Below are 18,594 nucleotides of genomic sequence, written 5' to 3'. Positions count from 1 at the left end.
GGCGCGGCCCGTAAAATCGCGGTCCAGTCTATCGCCCGTGAGCCGCCGTGACCGCCATCGCAGAAGGGTCGTTCCTGACCTTGCATTACCGCCTCGCCGGCCCTGACGGCGCCGACATCGTCAACACCTTCAACGACAAGCCCGCCACGCTGTCGCTGGGTACCGGCGAGCTGTCCCCCGCCATGGAAGCGCGCCTGATCGGCCTGGAAGAGGGCACCCGCGCCACCTTCGAGCTGGCCGCGGGCGAAGCCTTCGGCGAGCGCAACCCCGACATGCTGCAGCGGGTCAAGCGCTCGCTGCTGCGCGAGCTGGGCGACCCCGACGCGGTGTACCGCCGCGGCGACGTGGTGCAGTTCCCCACGCCCGACGGCCAGGGCGCCTATGCCGGCGTCATCCGCGAAGAGGGCGAGGACTGGCTGCTGTTCGACTTCAACCACCCGCTGGCCGGGCTGCCCGTCACCTTCGAGGTGTCGGTGATCGGAGTGCTGTGATGGCCGTGCAAGACCCCCAGAGCCACGACGTGCTGCTGGCCGAGCCGCGCGGCTTTTGCGCCGGCGTCGACCGCGCGATTGAGATCGTCGAGCGCGCGCTGGTCAAGTTCGGCGCGCCCATCTACGTGCGCCACGAGATCGTGCACAACACTTACGTGGTCAACGACCTCAAGGCCAAAGGCGCGATCTTCATCGAAGACCTGGCCGAGGTGCCGCCCGGCGCCACGCTGGTGTTCAGCGCCCACGGCGTGTCGCAGGCGGTGCGCCAGGAGGCGCAGGAGCGCGGCTTCAGCATCTTCGACGCCACCTGCCCGCTGGTGACCAAGGTGCACGTGGAAGTGGCCAAGCTGCACAAGGAAGGCTACGAGTTCATCATGATCGGCCACAAGGGGCACCCCGAGGTGGAAGGCACGATGGGCCAGCTCAGCGAAGGCATCTTCCTGGTGGAGGACGTGGAGGACGTGGACCGCGCGCCCGTCACCCGCCCCGACAAGCTGGCCGTGGTGACGCAGACCACGCTGAGCGTGGACGACGCGGCCGAGATCCTGGCCGCCGTCAAGCGCCGTTTTCCGCTGGTGCGCGAGCCCAAGCAGCAGGACATCTGCTACGCCACCCAGAACCGCCAGGACGCCGTCAAGGTGCTGGCGCCGCAGGTGGACGTGGTCATCGTGGTGGGCAGCCCCACCAGCAGCAACAGCAACCGCCTGCGCGAGCTGGCCGAGCGCCTGGGCACCCCGGCGCACATGGTCGATGCCGCCAGCGACCTGCAGCCCGAGTGGTTCGAAGGCCGCTCACGCGTAGGCCTGACCGCCGGCGCCTCCGCGCCCGACATCCTGGTGCAGCAGGTCATCGCCCGCCTGCGCGAGATGGGCGCGGTTTCGGTGCGCAAGATGGACGGCGTGCAGGAAACCATCCGCTTCCCGCTGCCCATGGGCCTGGGCGACAAGTCGATGGCCGAGGTGGCCGCCTCCCGATCTTGAGCGCCGCGGGCCGCCGCGCCGCGGCCCGACGTACTGCCTGCCGCCGCAGCACCGACGCTGCGGCCGGGGCCGCCCGTCGCGGCCCCTGAACCGTTCAGTCCAAGGATTTGCCATGCTCGACATCACCCAGCTCCGCCGCGACCTCGACGCCGTGACCGCGCGGCTCGAAGCCCGCAAGAACCCGCAGCCCTTCCTCGACGTGGAACGCTTCTCGTCGCTGGAAGGCGAGCGCAAGCGCCTGCAGACCCGCACCGAAGAGCTGCAGGCCAAGCGCAACAGCTTCAGCAAGCAGATCGGCCAGGCCAAGGGCCGCGGCGAAGACACCGCGCCGCTGATGGCCGAGGTGGCCGCCATCGCCGACGAGCTGAAGGCCTCGGCCGACCGGCTGGAAGTGATCCAGACCGAGTTGCAGGCGCTGCTGATGGGCGTGCCCAACCTGCCGCACGAGAGCGTGCCGGTGGGCGCCGACGAAACCGGCAACGTGGAAGTGCGCCGCTGGGGCACGCCGCGCGAATTCGATTTCGCGGTGAAGGACCATGTGGACCTGGGCGCGCCGCTGGGCCTGGACTTCGAGACCGGCAGCAGCCTGTCGGGCTCGCGTTTCAGCTTCCTGCGCGGGCCGATGGCCCGGCTGCACCGTGCGCTGGCGCAGTTCATGTTGGACCTGCAGACCGGCGAGCATGGCTACACCGAGTGCTACACGCCCTACATCGTCAACCGCGAGATCCTGGAAGGCACCGGCCAGCTGCCCAAGTTCAAGGAAGACATGTTCTGGGTGCTGCGTGGCGGTGACGAGGAGCAGGCCGAGCAGTACCTGATCAGCACCTCGGAAATCTCGCTGACCAACACCGTGCGCGGCCAGATCCTGGACGCGGCGCAGCTGCCCATCAAGCTGACGGCCCACAGCCCCTGCTTCCGCAGCGAAGCCGGCAGCGCCGGCCGCGACACCCGCGGCATGATCCGCCAGCACCAGTTCGACAAGGTGGAGATGGTGCAGATCACCACCCCCGAGCAGAGCTACGCCGCACTGGAGCAGATGGTGACCCATGCCGAGGCCGTGCTGCAGAAGCTGGGCCTGCCGTACCGCGTGCTGTCGCTGTGCACCGGCGACATGGGCTTCAGCGCCGCCAAGACCTACGACCTGGAAGTGTGGGTGCCGGCCCAGGGCACCTACCGCGAGATCAGCTCGTGCTCGAACTGCGAAGCCTTCCAGGCCCGCCGCATGCAGGCCCGCTTCCGCAATGCCCAGGGCAAGCCCGAGCTGGTGCACACGCTCAACGGCTCGGGCCTGGCCGTGGGCCGTGCGCTGGTGGCCGTGCTCGAGAACTACCAGCAGGCCGATGGCTCGGTGGAGGTGCCCGAAGTGTTGCGCCCCTACATGAACGGCACAGCGGTGTTGCGCCCTTGAAGAGCTAGGCTATACTGCGTGGCTTCGCTCACCATAGCGAGACCACACACAAGATACCCCGGAGAGGTGGCAGAGTGGTCGAATGCGCCGGACTCGAAATCCGGTATACGGTTTCACCGTATCGAGGGTTCGAATCCCTCCTTCTCCGCCAAGATCAACCCCAAGTGCTTGCCGCGCTTGGGGTTTTTTCTTGCCTGCCGCTGCGCTGCACCGCGGCCCCGCGATGCGGAAAGCTGGCGTAACGCGCCCCTAGAATCGGCCGATGCCCATTTGTCAAGGCGCACGGTGGTTCAGTCTTTGCAGTCAGTCAGTCCGGGCCTGCATACCCAGGCGGTGCGCCGGGTGTGGCTTGCGCGGTACGACTCGCTGGCCGCAGCGGCCGAGCTGGCACGGCAGTACCTGTCGCAGGCCGGAGACGATGAACGACTGAAGCTGCGCATGCAGCTCATGCTGGCGCGGCTGGGGCCGCAGTCACGCAGCCACGCCGGCTTGTACGAAACGCTGGCCGAGCAGCTGATGGTGCAGGGCGACCGTGCCGGCTGTCTGGTGGCCAGCAGCTGTGCGCTCGGGCTGGCCGCACTTGGCGGTGACGTCGAAGCCGCCCTGGCGGCTTATGAGCGCCTGAGCGTCGACATCGATCGCATCGAAGATCCGCTCGAACAGCACTTGGCCCTCGGTCCATCGCTGTACCTGTACCAGTGCATGGGCCAGCTGGTGAGCTACATGCAGCAGGCCTGCCGCATGCTGCGGCTGGTGCAGCAGATCGACCACAGCGGCATGCACCTGGCAGCGGTGGCCAACGTCGGCATTGCGCATTACCTGGCCGGGGACGAGCTGCAGGCGCGGGCCTGCCTGGAACGTGTGCTGGCCGCCAACGACCTGGGCGGGTGGGTGCGCTTCGGCGCCGTCGCCGTGCTGGCAGAGCTTTATGTGTCCGCGGGTGAGCTGGACAGGGCCTTGCCGCTGCTGGAGGTATGGTCGTTCCCCGATCAGCCTGGCGAGGTGGACGGCGCCACCCTCACGCACTTCCGCGCGCTGGGTGCCGAGGTCCATGCCCGGCTGGGGCATGTGGCGCAGACCCAGGCCTACCTGGACCTGCTGGCCGGCGTGCCCGAAGAGGCCCGGGGTGCCGATGTCCGCTGCACGCTGGCGATGGCGCAGGCCCTGCACCACCGGTCGCTGAACCGGGGTGGCCGTGGCGCTGAAGCCCAGGCGCTGCTGCAGGTGATCGCCGCCGGCGATCGATCGCTGCCTTCGCGCCTGTGGTGGATGGCCGCCGAGCTGGCGGCCGAACAAGGCCAGCACGAGCAGGCGTATCGGCTGCTCACGCAGTGCCGGCAGCGCGAGCTGGACCGCAGCCGCGACATGGCGGCGGTGCGCCAGGTGGCGGCCCAGTACCAGCTGGACGCCAGCGAGCGCGCGGTGGAGGCCGCGCAGCGCGACCTGCTCACCGGCCTGGGCAACCGTGAGCGGCTGGTCGCCGTCGGCGACATCTGGCTCGGCCGCGGCCTGGCGCCCACGGTCGCCATGCTCAATGTGCGGCGTTTCAAGGCCATCAATGAAGCCCTGGGACGCGACGTGGGTGATGCGGTGCTGCAGGCCGTGGCCGATCGCCTGCGGCAGGCGTGCCTGCGCTGCGACCATGCGCTGGCCGGTCGCATCTATGCCGACCAGTTTGCCCTGGTCGTCGGACGCGGCCGGGGTGATGCGCAACTGCTGCAGGGGGCGGCGGCCGACCTGTTTGCCGCGCCGCTGGAGGTGGCCGGGCAGTCGGTGGACATCAGCGCCGCCTGGGGCGTGGCCCATGCCACGGCCGAGGCCAACTCCATGCACCGGCTGATGAGCCAGGCCGAGATCGCGTTGCATGAAGACCGCCGCAGCGATGCCGGCTGGACCGTGTATGGCCGGCACCTGGTGCAGGCCGACCCGCGGCAGCTGTCGCTGATCTCCGAGCTGCGGCGGGCGGCGCAGCGCGATGAATTCGTGCTGATGCTGCAACCCAAGTTCCGGCTGGCGGACGACGCGGTCACCAGCTTCGAATGCCTGGTGCGGTGGGAGCACCCGACGCGCGGCATGGTCCCGCCCGCCGACTTCATTCCCTTTGCCGAGCAGACCGGCTGCATCAAGGGCATCACCGAGTGGGTGCTGCAGCGTGCGATGCGGCTGTCGCGCGAGCTGCGTGCGCAGGGGCTGTGCGGCCGCATCGCGGTCAACGTGTCGGTGCACGACGTCGGGCTGGGCGGCTTCTGCGACTTGCTCCGCACGCTGCTGTCGCAGACCGGCGCCCGCGCCGAAGACATCTGGCTGGAGCTGACCGAAGGCGCGGTGATGAAAGACCCGGCCACCGTGATCGGGCGCATGCGCGAGGTGCGGGCGCTGGGTTTCGAGTGGTCCATCGACGACTTCGGTACCGGTCAGTCTTCGCTGGCTTACCTGCACATGTTGCCGGTGACCGAGCTGAAGATCGACCGCAGCTTCGTCCGTGGTGCGGCCAACTCCGGCACCATGCTCACGCTGTTGAAGGCGGCCATCGACCTGGGCCGCAACCTGGGCCTGTGCACGGTGGCCGAAGGGGCCGAGACCGCCGAGGAGTGGGCCCTGCTGCGCCAGCTGCGCTGCGACGTGGCGCAAGGCTGGTATGGTGCGCGCCCGATGCCGGAGGCGGCGCTGGTGCCATGGCTGCGGCAGCGTGCCGCGGCGCCGGCACCCGCCGCGCCGTCGGATTAGGGTTTCCGACGCTTGGACGCGGAAACGCGGGTATTGCAGTTGCCGCTTGTTGCCGCATGAGTTTGGTGGATGGTTTGTTGGTGATCGTGATGCTGTTCAGCCTGTTCGCAGGCTGGCAGCGCGGCTTCCTGCTGGCGACGGTCGAGCTGGTGTGTCTGGTGGCGGCGGTGCTGCTGGCGTTCGCGGCCTACCCGTTGGTGGCCGACAGGCTGCTGCAGTGGCAGCCTGGCTTCGGCGTCTGGGGGGCGCCGATCAGCTTCCTGGGCGTGTACGTGCTGGGCCGCATCCTGCTCGGGGCGGTGGCGCGGGCCGGGCTGCGGCAGCTGCCCGAACGGGCACATGGGCATGGCGTCAACCGCGCGCTGGGGGTGCTGCCGGGCGCGGTCAATGGCCTGATCAATGCCACCATCGTGGCGATGCTGCTGCTGGTGATGCCGTTCTCCGACCGGTTGAGCAGCGCGATGCGCGACAGCCGCCTGGCCGACCGGCTGGCGGCGCCGGCCGAATGGGTGGAAGCCAAGCTGGGCCCGATCTTTGATCCGGCCGTGCAGCAGACGCTGCACAAGATCACCGTGCGGCCCGGCTCGCGCGAGACGGTGAAGCTGCCTTTTGCCGTTGCCAACGCGCGGCCGCGCCCCGATCTGGAAGCGCAGATGCTGCTGCTGCTGAACGAGGAAAGACGCCGCGAGGGACTGAAGCCGCTGGTGGCCGACGAGGCCGCGGTCGAGGTGGCCCGCGCCCATTCGCGCGACATGTTCGCGCGCAGCTATTTCTCGCACGTCACGCCCGACGGGCTGGATCCGTTCGACCGCATGCGGGCCGGCCGGCTGCGCTACCTGGCTGCCGGTGAGAACCTGGCGCTGGCCCGCAGCCTGAGCATGGCCCACCGCGGTCTGATGGAGTCGCCCGGCCACCGCGCCAACATCCTGCGGCCGGCCTTCGGCCGCGTGGGCATCGGCATCCTGGACGGTGGCCGCTATGGCCTGATGGTGACGCAGAACTTCCGCAATTGAGGCCCAGCGCGGCGCATTGCGTCACCGGTGCAAACCGGGCTTCCGGCGGCAGGCCTGGGGCTGGTAGGCTAACGCGACAACGCTTCCCCCCGCGCTGCCCAGGAGGTTTCATGCAGCGTCATCTGCCCGCCGGCCAAAGTTTCGAGCGGCTGTGGCTGGACGAAGCGCCCGACGCTTTGATCGTCTTGTCGCCCTCGGGCGACGTGCTGCTGTGGAACCGCATGGCCGAGGTCACCTTCGGCTACGCAGCAGACGAAGCCCGCGGCCGGCCCCTGCTCGACCTGATCGTGCCGGCCGACCGCATCGACGAAGAACTGGCCGCCCGCCGCACCGCCACCGAAGGCGACGTGCTGCTGCGCGCGGCCCTGCGCTGCCACCGCGACGGCCGGCTGCTGTACGTGGACCTGAACCTGCGCGCGGTGCGCAACGGCGATCAGTTGAGCGGCCTGGTGATGAGCTGCCGCGACGTGACCGCCTTCAAGGTGGCGCGCGACGCGATGCAGGTGGAGCAGCGCTACCGCGACCTGCTGGAATCGGTGCCGGACGCCATCATCATCGTCAACCAGGGTGGGCGCATCGTGCTGGCCAACGGCCAGGCCGAACGCATCTTCGGCTGGGGCCGCCACGAGATGGTGGGCGCCTCGATGGAGATGCTGCTGCCCGCCCGCTACCGCAGCGCCCACTTCGGCCACCGCATGCGCTTTCATCGCGCGCCGCAGGTGCGCAGCATGGGCGCCGGGCTGGAGCTGTACGGCCTGCGGCGCGACGGCCAGGAGTTTCCGGTAGAGATTAGCCTGAGCCCGCTGGACAGCGAGGACGGCGATCTGGTGATGAGCGCCATCCGCGACATCACCGACCGCAAGCAGGCCGAGACCGCACTGCAGAAGATGAACGCGGAGCTGCGCGTGGCCAACCAGGCCAAGGACCGCTTCCTGGCCACCATGAGCCATGAGCTGCGCACGCCGCTCAATGCCATCCTGGGCTTCACCGGCATCTTGCTGATGCGCCTGCCGGGCGAGATCAATGCCGAGCAGGAGAACCAGCTGGGCATCGTCAAGAGCAGTGCCGAGCACCTGCTGCTGCTGATCAATGACCTGCTGGACCTGGCCAAGATCCAGGCCGGCATGTACCGCCTGTCGCCCGAACTGGTGGACGTGGGTGCCCTGGTGGCCGAGGTGCAGGCGCAGCTGGCGCCGCTGGCCCGCGCCAAGCAGCTGGGCCTGACGCTGCAGCAGCCGGCCGAGCCGGTGCTGCGCCAGGCCGATCGGCGCGCGCTGCGGCAGATCGTTATCAACTTCGCCAACAACGCCATCAAGTTCACCGACCGTGGCAGCGTGCGCCTGGGCGTGGGCCATGCCGACGGCCAGTGGTGGGTGGAGGTATGCGACGACGGCATCGGCATCTCGGCCGAAGACCAGGCGCGGCTGTTCTCGGCCTTCACCCAGGTGGGCGACCCGCGACGGCGGCCCGACGGCACCGGCATGGGCCTGCACGTGTGCGCCACGCTGGCCACGCTGATGGGCGGGCGCATCCGCGTCAAGAGTGAACCCGGCGAGGGCAGCTGCTTCTCGCTGCTGATGGAAGGCAGCTGACCATGGCCACCGTGCTGGTCATCGAGGACCACGCCGTCAACCTGGCCTTGATGAGCTACCTGCTCAAGGCCTTCGGCCATGCCGTGCTCACCGCCAGCGATGGCGAGCAGGGCCTGGCCACCGCGCGTGAGCGGCTGCCCGACCTGGTGCTGCTGGACATCGAGCTGCCGGGCATGAGCGGCATCGACGTGGCCCGTGAGCTGCGGGCCGATGTGCGCACCGCCCACATCCCGTTGCTGGCGGTGACGGCCAGCGCGATGCGTGGCGACCGCGAGCGGCTGATGGCGCTGGGCTTCGACGGTTATGCCAGCAAGCCCATCGACCCGCGCAGCTTCAATGCATGGATCGACGGCTTTCTGCGTCCGCCGGCGCCGCAGGCCGCGCAGCCGCTGCTGCTGGTGGTGGACGACGTGCCCACCAATCTGCTGCTCAAGCGCAGCTGCCTGATGCCGCTGGGCTTCCGGGTGCTCACCGCCAGCCGGGCCGACGAAGCCCTGGCCATGGCGCGCATCAACCGGCCCGACCTGATCCTGTCCGACGTGGGCATGGCCGACGGCGACGGCTTCGAGCTGATGGCCCAGGTCAAGCAGCTGCCCGGGCTGCGTGACGTGCCCTTTATCTTCATCACCTCCACCCACCACGACGTGGAGATGCAGCAGCGGGCACTGGCCCTGGGTGCCGCGCGCTACCTGATGCGGCCCATCTCGCCGGAAGACCTGGTGGCCGAGGTGCGCGCCTGCCTGGCGGCGGCCGGCGACAGAATCGACCCATGACCGACACCCCCGAGCTGGAAGAAGGCCCGCCGCTGCTGCAGATCGACGCGGGCAGCACCATCGCCACGCTGACGCTGCGCCGCCCGGCCCGGCGCAACAGCCTGACCGACGACGACCTGCACCACCTGCTGGACTGCATCGCGCAGGTGAATGCCGAGCCGGCGGTGCGGGTGCTGGTGCTGCGGGCCGATACCGGCGGCCAGCCGCGGCCGGTGTTCAGCGCCGGCTACCACGTGGGCGGCTTCGACCGTGGCGACCATGGCCCGCAGCTGTTCGAGCGGGTGCCCGATGCGCTGGAGCGTGCCCGCCCGCTGACGCTGTGCGCGCTCAACGGCAGCGTGTACGGCGGCGCCACCGACTTGGTGCTGGCCTGCGACCTGCGCATCGCACTAGCCGGCAGCGAGCTGCGCATGCCCGCCTGCAGCCTGGGCCTGCACTACTACCCCACCGGCCTGCGGCGCTACGTCAACCGGCTGGGGCTGAACCTGGCCAAGCGCGCGTTTCTCACCGGCCGGGCGCTGGCGGTGGAAGACCTGGCGGCCCAGGCCGCGCTGTTCGAGCAGGTGCTGCCCGCGGCGCAGTTCGACGAGGCGGTGCTGCACACCACCCGCCACCTGGCCCACATGGCACCGTTGGCGGCCCAGGCCACCAAGCAGTCGCTCAACGAGATCGCGGCCGGCAGCTTCGACGAGGTGCTGCTGCGCGAGCGCGAGGCCATGAGCATGGCCAGCGCCGACTTCGCCGAGGGCCGCGCCGCGATGGCCGCCCGCCGACCGCCGCGCTTCAGCGGACGCTGACGACGCGCAGCCCACCGACGGTCGGACCGACTCCTCAGTGGGAGGCCGGGCGGTCGGCGGGTGTGTCGGAATGCCGAGTCAGCCGTTCGAGCTTGGCGGCGTAGAAGGCGCGCAGCGGCGGATCGGGTTCCAGCGCGGCCAGTTGCGCCACCACGGCCTGCGCCTCCGCGGCGCGGCCCTGCGCCTGCAGCGCAGCCACCAGGTTGGCCAGTGCATCGGTCTGCCCGGGGCGGCCGACGAGCACGCTGCGCAGCAGCGCTTCGGCCTCCGCCGGCAGGCCGGCGCGCAGGTACACCACGGCCAGCGTGTTGCGTGCGGTGGCAAAGCCCGGTGCATGGCGCAGCGCCTCGCGCGCCAGCGCGTGGGCGTCGGCCAGCCGGCCCTGGGCTACCGCCTCGGCGGCGCGGTTGTTCATGAACATGGCCAGCACGGTGGCTTCGTCGATCGGCTGCCGGCGCTGGCCGGTCAGGTCTTCACCGGGCAGGAAGTCCACCGTCATCCAGGCCGAGGCATCGAAGCCGCTGCTGCCGCGGTCACGCAGCGGCCGGCCCAGCGTCAGGTTCACATGACCGCTGGTCAGCAGCAGGCCGGCCTCACGGCGGTAGCTGGGTTCACCCTGCACCAGGTTGTAGGTGACGCTGATGCCTTGCGCCTTGGCCAGCGCGGCGGTCATGATCACCAGCGACAGGCAGTTGCCGGCCCGCGCCTCGAAGGCCTGCGCCGCGGTGCGGGTGATGTGCGCGTCGTAGGCCAGCTTCAGGTCGCCCTGGGTGTTCAGGGCCCGCACCAGCGCGGCGGGCCGCCTCCGTTCCTGGGCGTTGCCGGCCAGGGCGGTGGCCAGGTAGTGCTGCATCGCGGGGCTGAGGGCAAACACCTCCGCGGCGGTGGGCGGCGGCGCGCCGGCCGCAAAACGGGCATCGGCTGGCGGCACTTCCGGCACCGCAGCAGCAGGCGCCACCGGGGCGGTGCTGCAGGCGCTCAGCAGGGCCAGCACGCCCAGCGCCGCCAGCAGCGCGGCCCGCAGGCGGCTGCCGCGCGGGGCGGTGCCGGCCAGGGCCATGTCTTCTTCGCCGTGCGGCCGCGTGGGGCCGCCTGGCCATGCGCTGGTGTTCATGCCGGGCCTCCTGCAGGCAGACCCGTTGACGCTACGCCTGCGCCTGGTGCGGCGCAAGGGCGCTGCCCCGGATGGGCAGGCCGCCGGGTCTTCAGCCGGCGCGCTTGGCCAGCATCGCCCGGCCCACGCGCGACTGGCTGGGCCGGCCCAGCACCTCGCTGATCCAGGCGCCGGTGTCCACCAGCGCGTCCAGGTCGATGCCGGTCTCGGCGCCCAGGCCGTGCAGCAGGTACACCACGTCTTCGGTGGCCACGTTGCCGGTGGCGCCCTTGGCATACGGGCAGCCGCCCAGGCCGGCGATGGAGCTGTCGAAGCTGCGCAGGCCGAACTGGTAGGAGGCATGCACGTTGGCCACGCCCATGCCGTAGGTGTCGTGGTAGTGGCCCGCCAGCTGCGCCACCGGAATGCGGGCGGCCACCGCTTCCAGCATGCGCTGCACCGTGGCCGGCGTGCCGGTGCCGATGGTGTCGCCCAGCGAGACTTCGTAGCTGCCCAGGTCGAAGAGCCGCGCCGCTACGTCCGCCACCTGCTGCGGCGCCACCGGGCCTTCATAAGGGCAGGCGATCACGCAGGACAGGTAGCCGCGCACCTTGACGCCATCATGCTGCGCGGCGCTGAACACCGGCTCGAAGCGGGCGATGGATTCAGCGATCGAGCAGTTGATGTTCTTTTGCGAAAAGGCCTCCGACGCCGCCGCGAACACGGCCACTTCCCTGGCGCCGGCGGCCACCGCGGCTTCATAGCCTTTCATGTTGGGCGCCAGCACCGGGTAGTTCACGGCATGCGCCAGCGGCGGCAGCGCGGCCAGCCCCGCCAGGATCTCGGCATGGTCGGCCATCTGCGGCACCCACTTGGGCGACACGAACGAGGTGGCCTCGATCTCGCGCAGGCCGGCCTGCGCCAGCCGCTGGATGAGTTCGAGCTTGGTGGCCGTGGTGACCACCTGCTTCTCGTTCTGCAGGCCGTCGCGCGGGCCCACTTCCATGAGGCGCACGCGGTTCACGGCGCCACCTCGAAGTCCACCAGCTCCACCCCATCGGCCACCTGCTCGCCGGGCGCGCAGCGGAAGGCCTTGACGGTGCCGTTGGCCGGCGCGGTCAGGGTGTGTTCCATCTTCATCGCCTCCATCACCAGCAGCGGGGTGCCCTTGTCCACGGTGCTGCCGGCCGCGGCCAGCAGCGCGATCACCTTGCCGGGCATCGGCGCACGCAGGCCGCCGTGCGCATCGTCGCCCTGGCCGCCGGTGTGCAGCGTGTCCACCCGCACCAGCGCATGCGCATGGCCGTCGAGGAACACATGCCGCCGCTCACCGGCCACCACCACCGCGGCATGCAGCCGGCGCTCGCCCAGCTGGGCATGCAGGCGGCCGCCGTCGGCGGCCAGCTCGCCGCGGGCCTGCACCGGCGCGCCGCCGCCCAGCGACAGCTGCCAGCCGCCCGGCACGCTGGTGGCGGCCACGCTGCGCTGCAGCTCGCCACGGCGCAGCCGCAGCTCGCGCGCGGCCTGGCCGTTCAGGCGCCAGCCGTCCAGCGCATCCCAGGGTGAAGCGACGGCGCTGCGCTGGGACTGCGCCGCGCCTTCGTGCAGCAGCTCGGCCAGCGCGGCCAGCAGCCAGGCTTCATCGGGCGGGTCGGCCGCCTCGGGGAACAGGAAGGCCTGCTCGCGCTCGATCAGTCCGGTGTCCAGGTCGGCCTGGGTGAAGGCCGGGCAGGCGGCCAGCCGCGCCAGGAACTCCACGTTGTTGGCCACGCCCACCACGCGGTACTGGGCCAGCGCCGTGCGCAGCCGGGCCAGCGCCAGGTCGCGGCTTTGGTCCCACACGATGAGCTTGGCGATCATCGGGTCGTAGTGCGGCGTGATCTCGTCGCCCTGTTCCACGCCGGTGTCGATGCGCACGTGCGCGCCCTCGGTGGGCGGCGCCAGGTGGATCAGCCGGCCGGTGGAGGGCAGGAAGCCTTTGTCCGGGTCTTCGGCATAGATGCGCGCCTCGATGGCATGGCCGTCGATGCGCAGCTGTTCCTGCGTCAGCGGCAGCGGCTGGCCGGCGGCCACGCGCAGCTGCCACTCCACCAGGTCCAGGCCGGTGATCATCTCGGTGACCGGGTGCTCCACCTGCAGCCGGGTGTTCATCTCCATGAAGTAGAAGCTGCCGTCCTGGTGGGCGATGAACTCCACCGTGCCGGCGCCCACGTAGCCCACGGCCTTGGCCGCTTCCACCGCGGCGCGGCCCATGGCGGCGCGGCGCTCGGGCGTCATGCCGGGGGCGGGCGCTTCTTCCAGCACCTTCTGGTGGCGACGCTGCACCGAACAGTCGCGCTCGAACAGGTAGACCACGTTGCCCTGCGTGTCGCCGAACACCTGGATCTCGATGTGCCGCGGCTTGAGCACGTACTTTTCCACCAGCACGTTGGCATCGCCAAAGGCGTTGGTGGCTTCGCGCTGGCAACTGGCCAGCGCGGCGGCAAAGTCTTCGGCCCGGTCGACCCGGCGCATGCCCTTGCCGCCACCGCCGGCGCTGGCCTTGATCAGCACCGGGTAGCCGATGCGGCCGGCCTGGTCAGCCAGGAAAGCCGGGTCCTGGTTGCTGCCGTGGTAGCCGGGCGTCAGCGGCACGCCGGCCTTTTCCATCAGCGCCTTGGCGGCGGACTTCAGGCCCATCGCGCGGATGGCCGAGGCCGGCGGGCCGATGAAGGTGATGCCGGCGGCGGCGCAGGCTTCGGCGAAGTCTTCGTTCTCCGACAGGAAGCCGTAGCCCGGGTGCACCGCCTGGGCGCCGGTGTCCTTGGCGGCCTGCAGGATGCGGTCGGCCACCAGGTAGCTCTCACGTGCGGCGGCGGGTCCGATCAGCACCGCCTCGTCGGCCAGGCGCACATGGCGGGCATTGGCATCGGCCTCGGAGTACACGGCCACGGTGGCGATGCCCATGCGGCGCGCGGTCTTGATGACGCGGCAGGCGATCTCGCCACGATTCGCGATCAGGATCTTGGTGAACATGCTTGTAGCGCTCCAGTCCATCAGGCGCCCGGCTTCCAGGCCGGTACGCGCTTGTCGAGGAAGGCGCTCAGGCCTTCGCGGGCTTCGGGCGTGGCGCGCAGCTCGGCGATGCGGCGGGCGGTGTCCTCGATCAAGGCTGCGTCCACCGGTCGGTGGGCCACCGCGCGGATCAGGTCCTTGGAAGCCGCCTGTGCCTTCGGGCCGCCGGCCAGCAGCGCGTCCACCACGGCCTGCACCGCGGTGTCCAGCTGGTCGGGCTCGGCCACTTCGTGCGCCAGGCCCAGTTCGCGCGCACGCGCGGCGCTGATGCGTTCGGCGGTTTGAAAGTAGCGGTACGCCTGCCGCTCACCGATGGCGCGCATCACGTACGGGCTGATGACGCCGGGCAGGATGCCCAGCCGCACTTCCGAGGTGGCGAAGCTGGCCGCGGTGGACGCGACGCAGATGTCGCAGGCCGCAGCCAGGCCCATGCCGCCCCCCATGGCTGCGCCTTGCACCCGGGCCAGCGTGGGCGTGCTGCAGCTGGCCAGCACGCGGAACAGCTCGGCCAGCTTGCGGGCGTCGGCCAGGTTGTCTTGCTGGCTGGCGGCGCCCTGGCGCTTCATCCAGTTCAGGTCGGCACCGGCCGAGAAGCTCTTGCCGCGGCCGGCCAGCACGATCACGCGCACCGCCTCGTCGGCGTCCAGCGCCTGCAAAGCGGCCGTCAGCTCGGCGATCAGGTGCTCGTCGAAGGCGTTGTGCAGCTCGGCGCGGTTCATCCACAGCCAGGCCACGGGGCCGCGGTGCTCGATGTCCAGACAACTGTTCATGCCTACCTCACATGCGGAAGAGACCGAACTTGGTCGGTGCGATCGGCGCATTGAGCGCGGCGGCCAGCGACAGGCCCAGCGTGCGCCGCGCCTGCGCGGGGTCGATCACGCCGTCGTCCCACAGCCGGGCGGTGGCGTAGTAGGGGTGGCCCTGGTCTTCGTACTGCTGGCGGATGGGGGCCTTGAAGCGCTCCTCCTCCTCGGCCGACCAGTGGCCGCCCTTGGCTTCGATGCCGTCGCGCTTGACGGTGGCCAGCACGCTGGCGGCCTGCTCGCCGCCCATCACGCTGATGCGTGCGTTGGGCCACATCCACAGAAAGCGCGGCGCGAAGGCGCGGCCGCACATGCCGTAGTTGCCGGCGCCGAAGCTGCCGCCGATCACCATCGTGAGCTTGGGCACCTGGGCGGTGGCCACGGCGGTGACCATCTTGGCGCCGTCCTTGGCGATGCCGCCGTTCTCGTACTTGCGGCCCACCATGAAGCCGGTGATGTTCTGCAGGAACACCAGCGGCACGCCGCGCTGGGCGCACAGCTCGATGAAGTGCGCGCCCTTCTGCGCCGACTCACCGAACAGGATGCCGTTGTTGGCCACGATGCCCACCGGCATGCCGTAGAGCCGCGCAAAGCCGGTGACCAGCGTGGCGCCGTAGCGGGCCTTGAACTCGTCGAAGCGCGAGCCATCCACCAGCCGGGCGATGACCTCGCGCACGTCGTAGGGCTTGCGGGTGTCGGCCGGTATCACGCCGTACAGCTCGGCCGGGTCGTACAAAGGCTCTTCGCTGGCTTCCAGCGTCACTGTGGCGGGCTTACGGCGGTTGAAGCTGGCCACCACGCGGCGGGCCAGGTACAGCGCATGGCTGTCGTTCTCGGCCAGGTGGTCGGCCACGCCCGAGACGCGGGTGTGCACGTCGCCGCCGCCCAAATCTTCGGCGCTGACCACCTCGCCGGTGGCGGCCTTCACCAGCGGCGGGCCGCCCAGGAAGATGGTGCCCTGGTTCTTGACGATGATGGCCTCGTCGCTCATCGCCGGCACGTAGGCGCCGCCGGCGGTGCAAGAGCCCATCACCACCGCCAGCTGCGGAATGCCCTGGGCCGACATGTTGGCCTGGTTGAAGAAGATGCGGCCGAAGTGGTCGCGGTCGGGGAACACCTCGTCCTGGTTGGGCAGGTTGGCGCCACCCGAGTCCACCAGGTAGATGCAGGGCAGGTGGTTGGCCTCGGCGATCTCCTGCGCCCGCAGGTGCTTCTTCACCGTCATCGGGTAGTAGGTGCCGCCTTTCACCGTGGCGTCGTTGGCCACGATCATGCATTCCTGGCCCTGCACGCGGCCGATGCCGGTGATCACGCCGGCCGCGGGCGCGGCGCCGTCGTACATGCCGTGGGCGGCCAGCTGGCCGATCTCCAGGAAGGGCGTGCCGGGGTCCAGCAGTTGCTGCACGCGGTCGCGCGGCAGCAGCTTGCCGCGGGCCACGTGCTTGCTGCGGGCGGCTTCGCCGCCGCCCAGCGCGGCCTGGGCCACCTGGGCGCGCAGGTCTTCCACCGCTTCGCGCATGCGCTGCGCATTGGCCTTGAATTCGTCGCTGCGCGGGCTGATCTGGGATTGCAGGGCTTGCATGGCTTACATCGTCTCGGCAAACAGCTCGCGGCCGATCAGCATGCGGCGGATCTCGCTGGTGCCGGCGCCGATCTCGTACAGCTTGGCATCGCGCCACAGGCGGCCGGTGGGGTACTCGTTGGTGTAGCCCACGCCGCCCAGGGTCTGGATGGCCTCGCCGGCCATCCAGGTGGCCTTCTCGGCGGTGTAGAGGATGACGCCGGCCGCGTCCTTGCGCAGCGTGCGGCTGTGGTCGGCGCGGTCGCAGGCCTGGCCCACCGCATAGGCGTAGGCACGGCAGGCCTGCCAGGTGGTGTACATGTCGGCCAGCTTGCCCTGCATCAGCTGGAACTCGCCGATGCTCTGGCCGAACTGCTTGCGCTCATGCACATAAGGCGTCACCACGTCCATGCAGGCGGCCATGATGCCCAGCGGCCCGCCGCTGAGCACGGCGCGCTCGTAGTCCAGGCCGCTCATCAGCACCTTCACGCCGCCGCCTTCGGCGCCCAGCACGTTCTCGGCCGGCACCTCGCAGTTGTCGAAGAAGAGCGGCCAGGTGTTGCTGCCGCGCATGCCCAGCTTGTCCAGCTTCTGGCCGTAGCCCAAGCCCTTGAAGCCCTTTTCGATGATGAAGGCCGTCATGCCCTTGGCGCCGGCCTCGGGCTCGGTCTTGGCGTAGACCACCAGCACGTCGGCGTCGCCGCCGTTGGTGATCCACATCTTGCTGCCGTTGAGCACGTAGCGGTCGCCCTTGCGCTCGGCGCGCAGCTTCATGCTCACCACGTCGGAGCCGGCGTTGGGCTCGCTCATCGCCAGCGCGCCCACATGCTCGCCGCTCACCAGCTTGGGCAGGTATTTGCGCTTTTGCTCGGCATTGCCGTTGCGGTGGATCTGGTTGACGCACAGGTTGCTGTGCGCGCCGTAGCTCAGGCCCACCGAGGCGCTGGCGCGTGACACCTCCTCCATCGCCACCATGTGGGCCAGGTAGCCCAGCCCGGTGCCGCCGTACTCCTCGCTCACCGTCATGCCGTGCAGGCCCAGGTCGCCCAGCTTCTTCCACAGGTCGGCGGGGAACTGGTTCTCGCGGTCGATGTCGGCGGCGCGCGGCGCGATCTCGTCGGCAGCGAAGGATTGCACCGTGTCGCGCAGCATGTCGATGGTCTCGCCGAGCGCGAAATTCAGTCCGGGCAGGTTCATGCGGGTCTCCTAGGTTCTGCGCTGAGGATAGGCCAGCCGGCGGCCGCAGGTCGGCCACAATGGTTGCAAAAAGCGCCAGGCTACCCCCGTGAAATCCCGAGCCGTCACCCCCGTCGCCTTCGTCCATGCGCTGCTGCTGGGCTATGAGCGCTATGGCCTGAACCCGGCACAGGCACTGGCCAAGGCGCAAATCACGCCAGCCATGCTGCAACGCGGCAACCAGCGCATCAGCGCCGAGCAGATGGAGCTGGTGAGCGAAGCCGCGATGCGCGAGCTGGACGACGAGGCGCTGGGCTGGTGGCAGCGGCGCCTGCCCTGGGGCAGCTACGGCCTGCTGGCGCGCGCCAGCCTGACGGCGCCCGACCTGCGGGTGGCGCTGCGGCGCTGGTGCCGGCACCACGGGCTGATCAGCGACGACGTGGCCCTGACGCTGGAAGCCGACCGCCTGCGCGCCACGCTCACGCTGGCCGAGCTGCGGCCGCCCTGGCCCGGCACCCGTGAGCTGTGCCTGGTGACCACACTGCGCAACGTGCACGGCTATGCCAGCTGGCTGGTGGATTCACGCATACCGCTGCAGGCGGTGCAGTTCCCGTTCGCCCGGCCGCCGCATGCCGATGCCTACCCGTGGATGTTCGGCTGCGAGCCACAGTTCGATGCGCCGGTGGCCGCCTTCAGCTTCGATGCGCAGTACCTGGCGCTGCCGGTCAAGCGCGACGAGCGCGCCGCCCGCGCGATGCTGCAGCGGGCCTTGCCGTTGACGGTGCGCCTCTATCGCCGCGACCGCTTGCTGGTGCAGCGGGTGCGCGAGCTGCTGGCCCGCGAGCCGGCGGCCATGGTCAATGCCGACGCGCTGGCCGCGGCGCTGAACGTTTCAGTGCGCACGCTGCACCGCCAGCTGCAGGGCGAAGGCGCCTCGCTGCAGGCGCTGAAGGACGAAGCCCGCCGCGCCCATGCGCTGGACCTGCTGGCCCGCACCGGCCGCCCCATCAAGCAGATCGCGCAGGCGGTGGGCTTCAACAGCGAAAAGAGCTTTGCGCGCGCCTTCCGGGGCTGGGTGGGGCAGTCGCCGAGCGAGTGGCGCAAGGCGGGTCGTTGAGGCGGTCGC

15 protein-coding genes and 1 tRNA gene are annotated in these 18,594 nt (G+C 70.2%); 10 read left to right on the top strand and 6 right to left on the bottom strand.

What is annotated here, in order from left to right:
* Nucleotides 1-47 precede the first annotated feature (47 nt).
* The 9 genes from MW290_RS06145 (at nucleotide 48) to MW290_RS06105 (ending at nucleotide 9,781) form a co-directional block, all read left to right on the top strand.
* Nucleotides 48-491, top strand: coding sequence for an FKBP-type peptidyl-prolyl cis-trans isomerase (locus tag MW290_RS06145; RefSeq protein WP_250196376.1), 444 nt, complete (start codon nucleotides 48-50; stop codon nucleotides 489-491).
* Nucleotides 491-1,471 carry a 4-hydroxy-3-methylbut-2-enyl diphosphate reductase gene (gene ispH, locus MW290_RS06140; RefSeq protein ID WP_250196375.1) on the top strand — a complete coding sequence of 327 codons (981 nt, stop codon included), beginning with the start codon at nucleotides 491-493 and terminating at the stop codon, nucleotides 1,469-1,471. The genes MW290_RS06145 and ispH overlap by 1 nt, the downstream gene beginning before the upstream one ends.
* 112 nt (nucleotides 1,472-1,583) lie before the next feature.
* Complete coding sequence (gene serS, locus MW290_RS06135) at nucleotides 1,584-2,879, top strand: serine--tRNA ligase (RefSeq protein WP_250196374.1); 1,296 nt, start codon at nucleotides 1,584-1,586, stop codon at nucleotides 2,877-2,879.
* A gap of 60 nt (nucleotides 2,880-2,939) precedes the next feature.
* Nucleotides 2,940-3,030, top strand: a tRNA-Ser gene (locus tag MW290_RS06130).
* A 146-nt stretch (nucleotides 3,031-3,176) separates the two neighbouring features.
* Nucleotides 3,177-5,606: a putative bifunctional diguanylate cyclase/phosphodiesterase gene (locus tag MW290_RS06125; RefSeq protein ID WP_250196373.1), complete on the top strand. Its 2,430-nt coding sequence runs from the start codon at nucleotides 3,177-3,179 to the stop codon at nucleotides 5,604-5,606.
* A gap of 56 nt (nucleotides 5,607-5,662) precedes the next feature.
* Nucleotides 5,663-6,619 carry a CvpA family protein gene (locus tag MW290_RS06120; RefSeq protein ID WP_250196372.1) on the top strand — a complete coding sequence of 319 codons (957 nt, stop codon included), beginning with the start codon at nucleotides 5,663-5,665 and terminating at the stop codon, nucleotides 6,617-6,619.
* Nucleotides 6,620-6,729: 110 nt separating this feature from the next.
* Complete coding sequence (locus MW290_RS06115; RefSeq protein ID WP_250196371.1) at nucleotides 6,730-8,211, top strand: PAS domain-containing sensor histidine kinase; 1,482 nt, start codon at nucleotides 6,730-6,732, stop codon at nucleotides 8,209-8,211.
* A gap of 2 nt (nucleotides 8,212-8,213) precedes the next feature.
* Nucleotides 8,214-8,984 (top strand): response regulator, encoded by a 771-nt coding sequence (locus MW290_RS06110; RefSeq protein ID WP_259373466.1) that lies wholly within the window; start codon nucleotides 8,214-8,216, stop codon nucleotides 8,982-8,984.
* Nucleotides 8,981-9,781, top strand: coding sequence for an enoyl-CoA hydratase/isomerase family protein (locus MW290_RS06105; protein WP_250196370.1), 801 nt, complete (start codon nucleotides 8,981-8,983; stop codon nucleotides 9,779-9,781). The genes MW290_RS06110 and MW290_RS06105 overlap by 4 nt, the downstream gene beginning before the upstream one ends.
* 34 nt (nucleotides 9,782-9,815) lie before the next feature.
* On the opposite strand, the gene MW290_RS06100 is transcribed toward MW290_RS06105, so the two are convergent.
* From MW290_RS06100 to MW290_RS06075, 6 genes are all read right to left on the bottom strand, one after another.
* The gene (locus MW290_RS06100) at nucleotides 9,816-10,895 is read right to left on the bottom strand and encodes a tetratricopeptide repeat protein (protein ID WP_250196369.1); all 1,080 of its coding nucleotides are present in this window, start codon (nucleotides 10,893-10,895) and stop codon (nucleotides 9,816-9,818) included.
* Nucleotides 10,896-10,986: 91 nt separating this feature from the next.
* A complete protein-coding gene (locus MW290_RS06095) occupies nucleotides 10,987-11,898 on the bottom strand; it encodes a hydroxymethylglutaryl-CoA lyase (protein ID WP_259373465.1) in 912 nt (303 codons plus the stop codon).
* A complete protein-coding gene (locus tag MW290_RS06090; RefSeq protein ID WP_250196368.1) occupies nucleotides 11,895-13,889 on the bottom strand; it encodes an acetyl/propionyl/methylcrotonyl-CoA carboxylase subunit alpha in 1,995 nt (664 codons plus the stop codon). Before MW290_RS06090 ends, MW290_RS06095 begins: the two co-directional genes overlap by 4 nt.
* A 20-nt stretch (nucleotides 13,890-13,909) precedes the next feature.
* Nucleotides 13,910-14,698, bottom strand: coding sequence for an enoyl-CoA hydratase/isomerase family protein (locus MW290_RS06085; protein WP_250196367.1), 789 nt, complete (start codon nucleotides 14,696-14,698; stop codon nucleotides 13,910-13,912).
* 7 nt (nucleotides 14,699-14,705) lie between these two features.
* On the bottom strand, nucleotides 14,706-16,313 hold the full coding sequence (locus tag MW290_RS06080; RefSeq protein ID WP_250196366.1) for a carboxyl transferase domain-containing protein: 1,608 nt from the start codon (nucleotides 16,311-16,313) through the stop codon (nucleotides 14,706-14,708).
* 3 nt (nucleotides 16,314-16,316) lie between these two features.
* Nucleotides 16,317-17,489 (bottom strand): isovaleryl-CoA dehydrogenase, encoded by a 1,173-nt coding sequence (locus MW290_RS06075; protein ID WP_250196365.1) that lies wholly within the window; start codon nucleotides 17,487-17,489, stop codon nucleotides 16,317-16,319.
* A gap of 88 nt (nucleotides 17,490-17,577) precedes the next feature.
* On the opposite strand from MW290_RS06075, the gene MW290_RS06070 reads away from it, so the two are divergent.
* Nucleotides 17,578-18,585: an AraC family transcriptional regulator gene (locus MW290_RS06070; RefSeq protein ID WP_250196364.1), complete on the top strand. Its 1,008-nt coding sequence runs from the start codon at nucleotides 17,578-17,580 to the stop codon at nucleotides 18,583-18,585.
* Nucleotides 18,586-18,594: the final 9 nt, after the last annotated feature.

This window comes from Aquincola tertiaricarbonis (assembly GCF_023573145.1).
Lineage (GTDB): Bacteria > Pseudomonadota > Gammaproteobacteria > Burkholderiales > Burkholderiaceae_C > Aquincola > Aquincola tertiaricarbonis_B.
The sequence above is the reverse complement of the archived record's forward strand: the minus strand, read 5'-3'. Positions and strand labels throughout refer to the sequence as shown.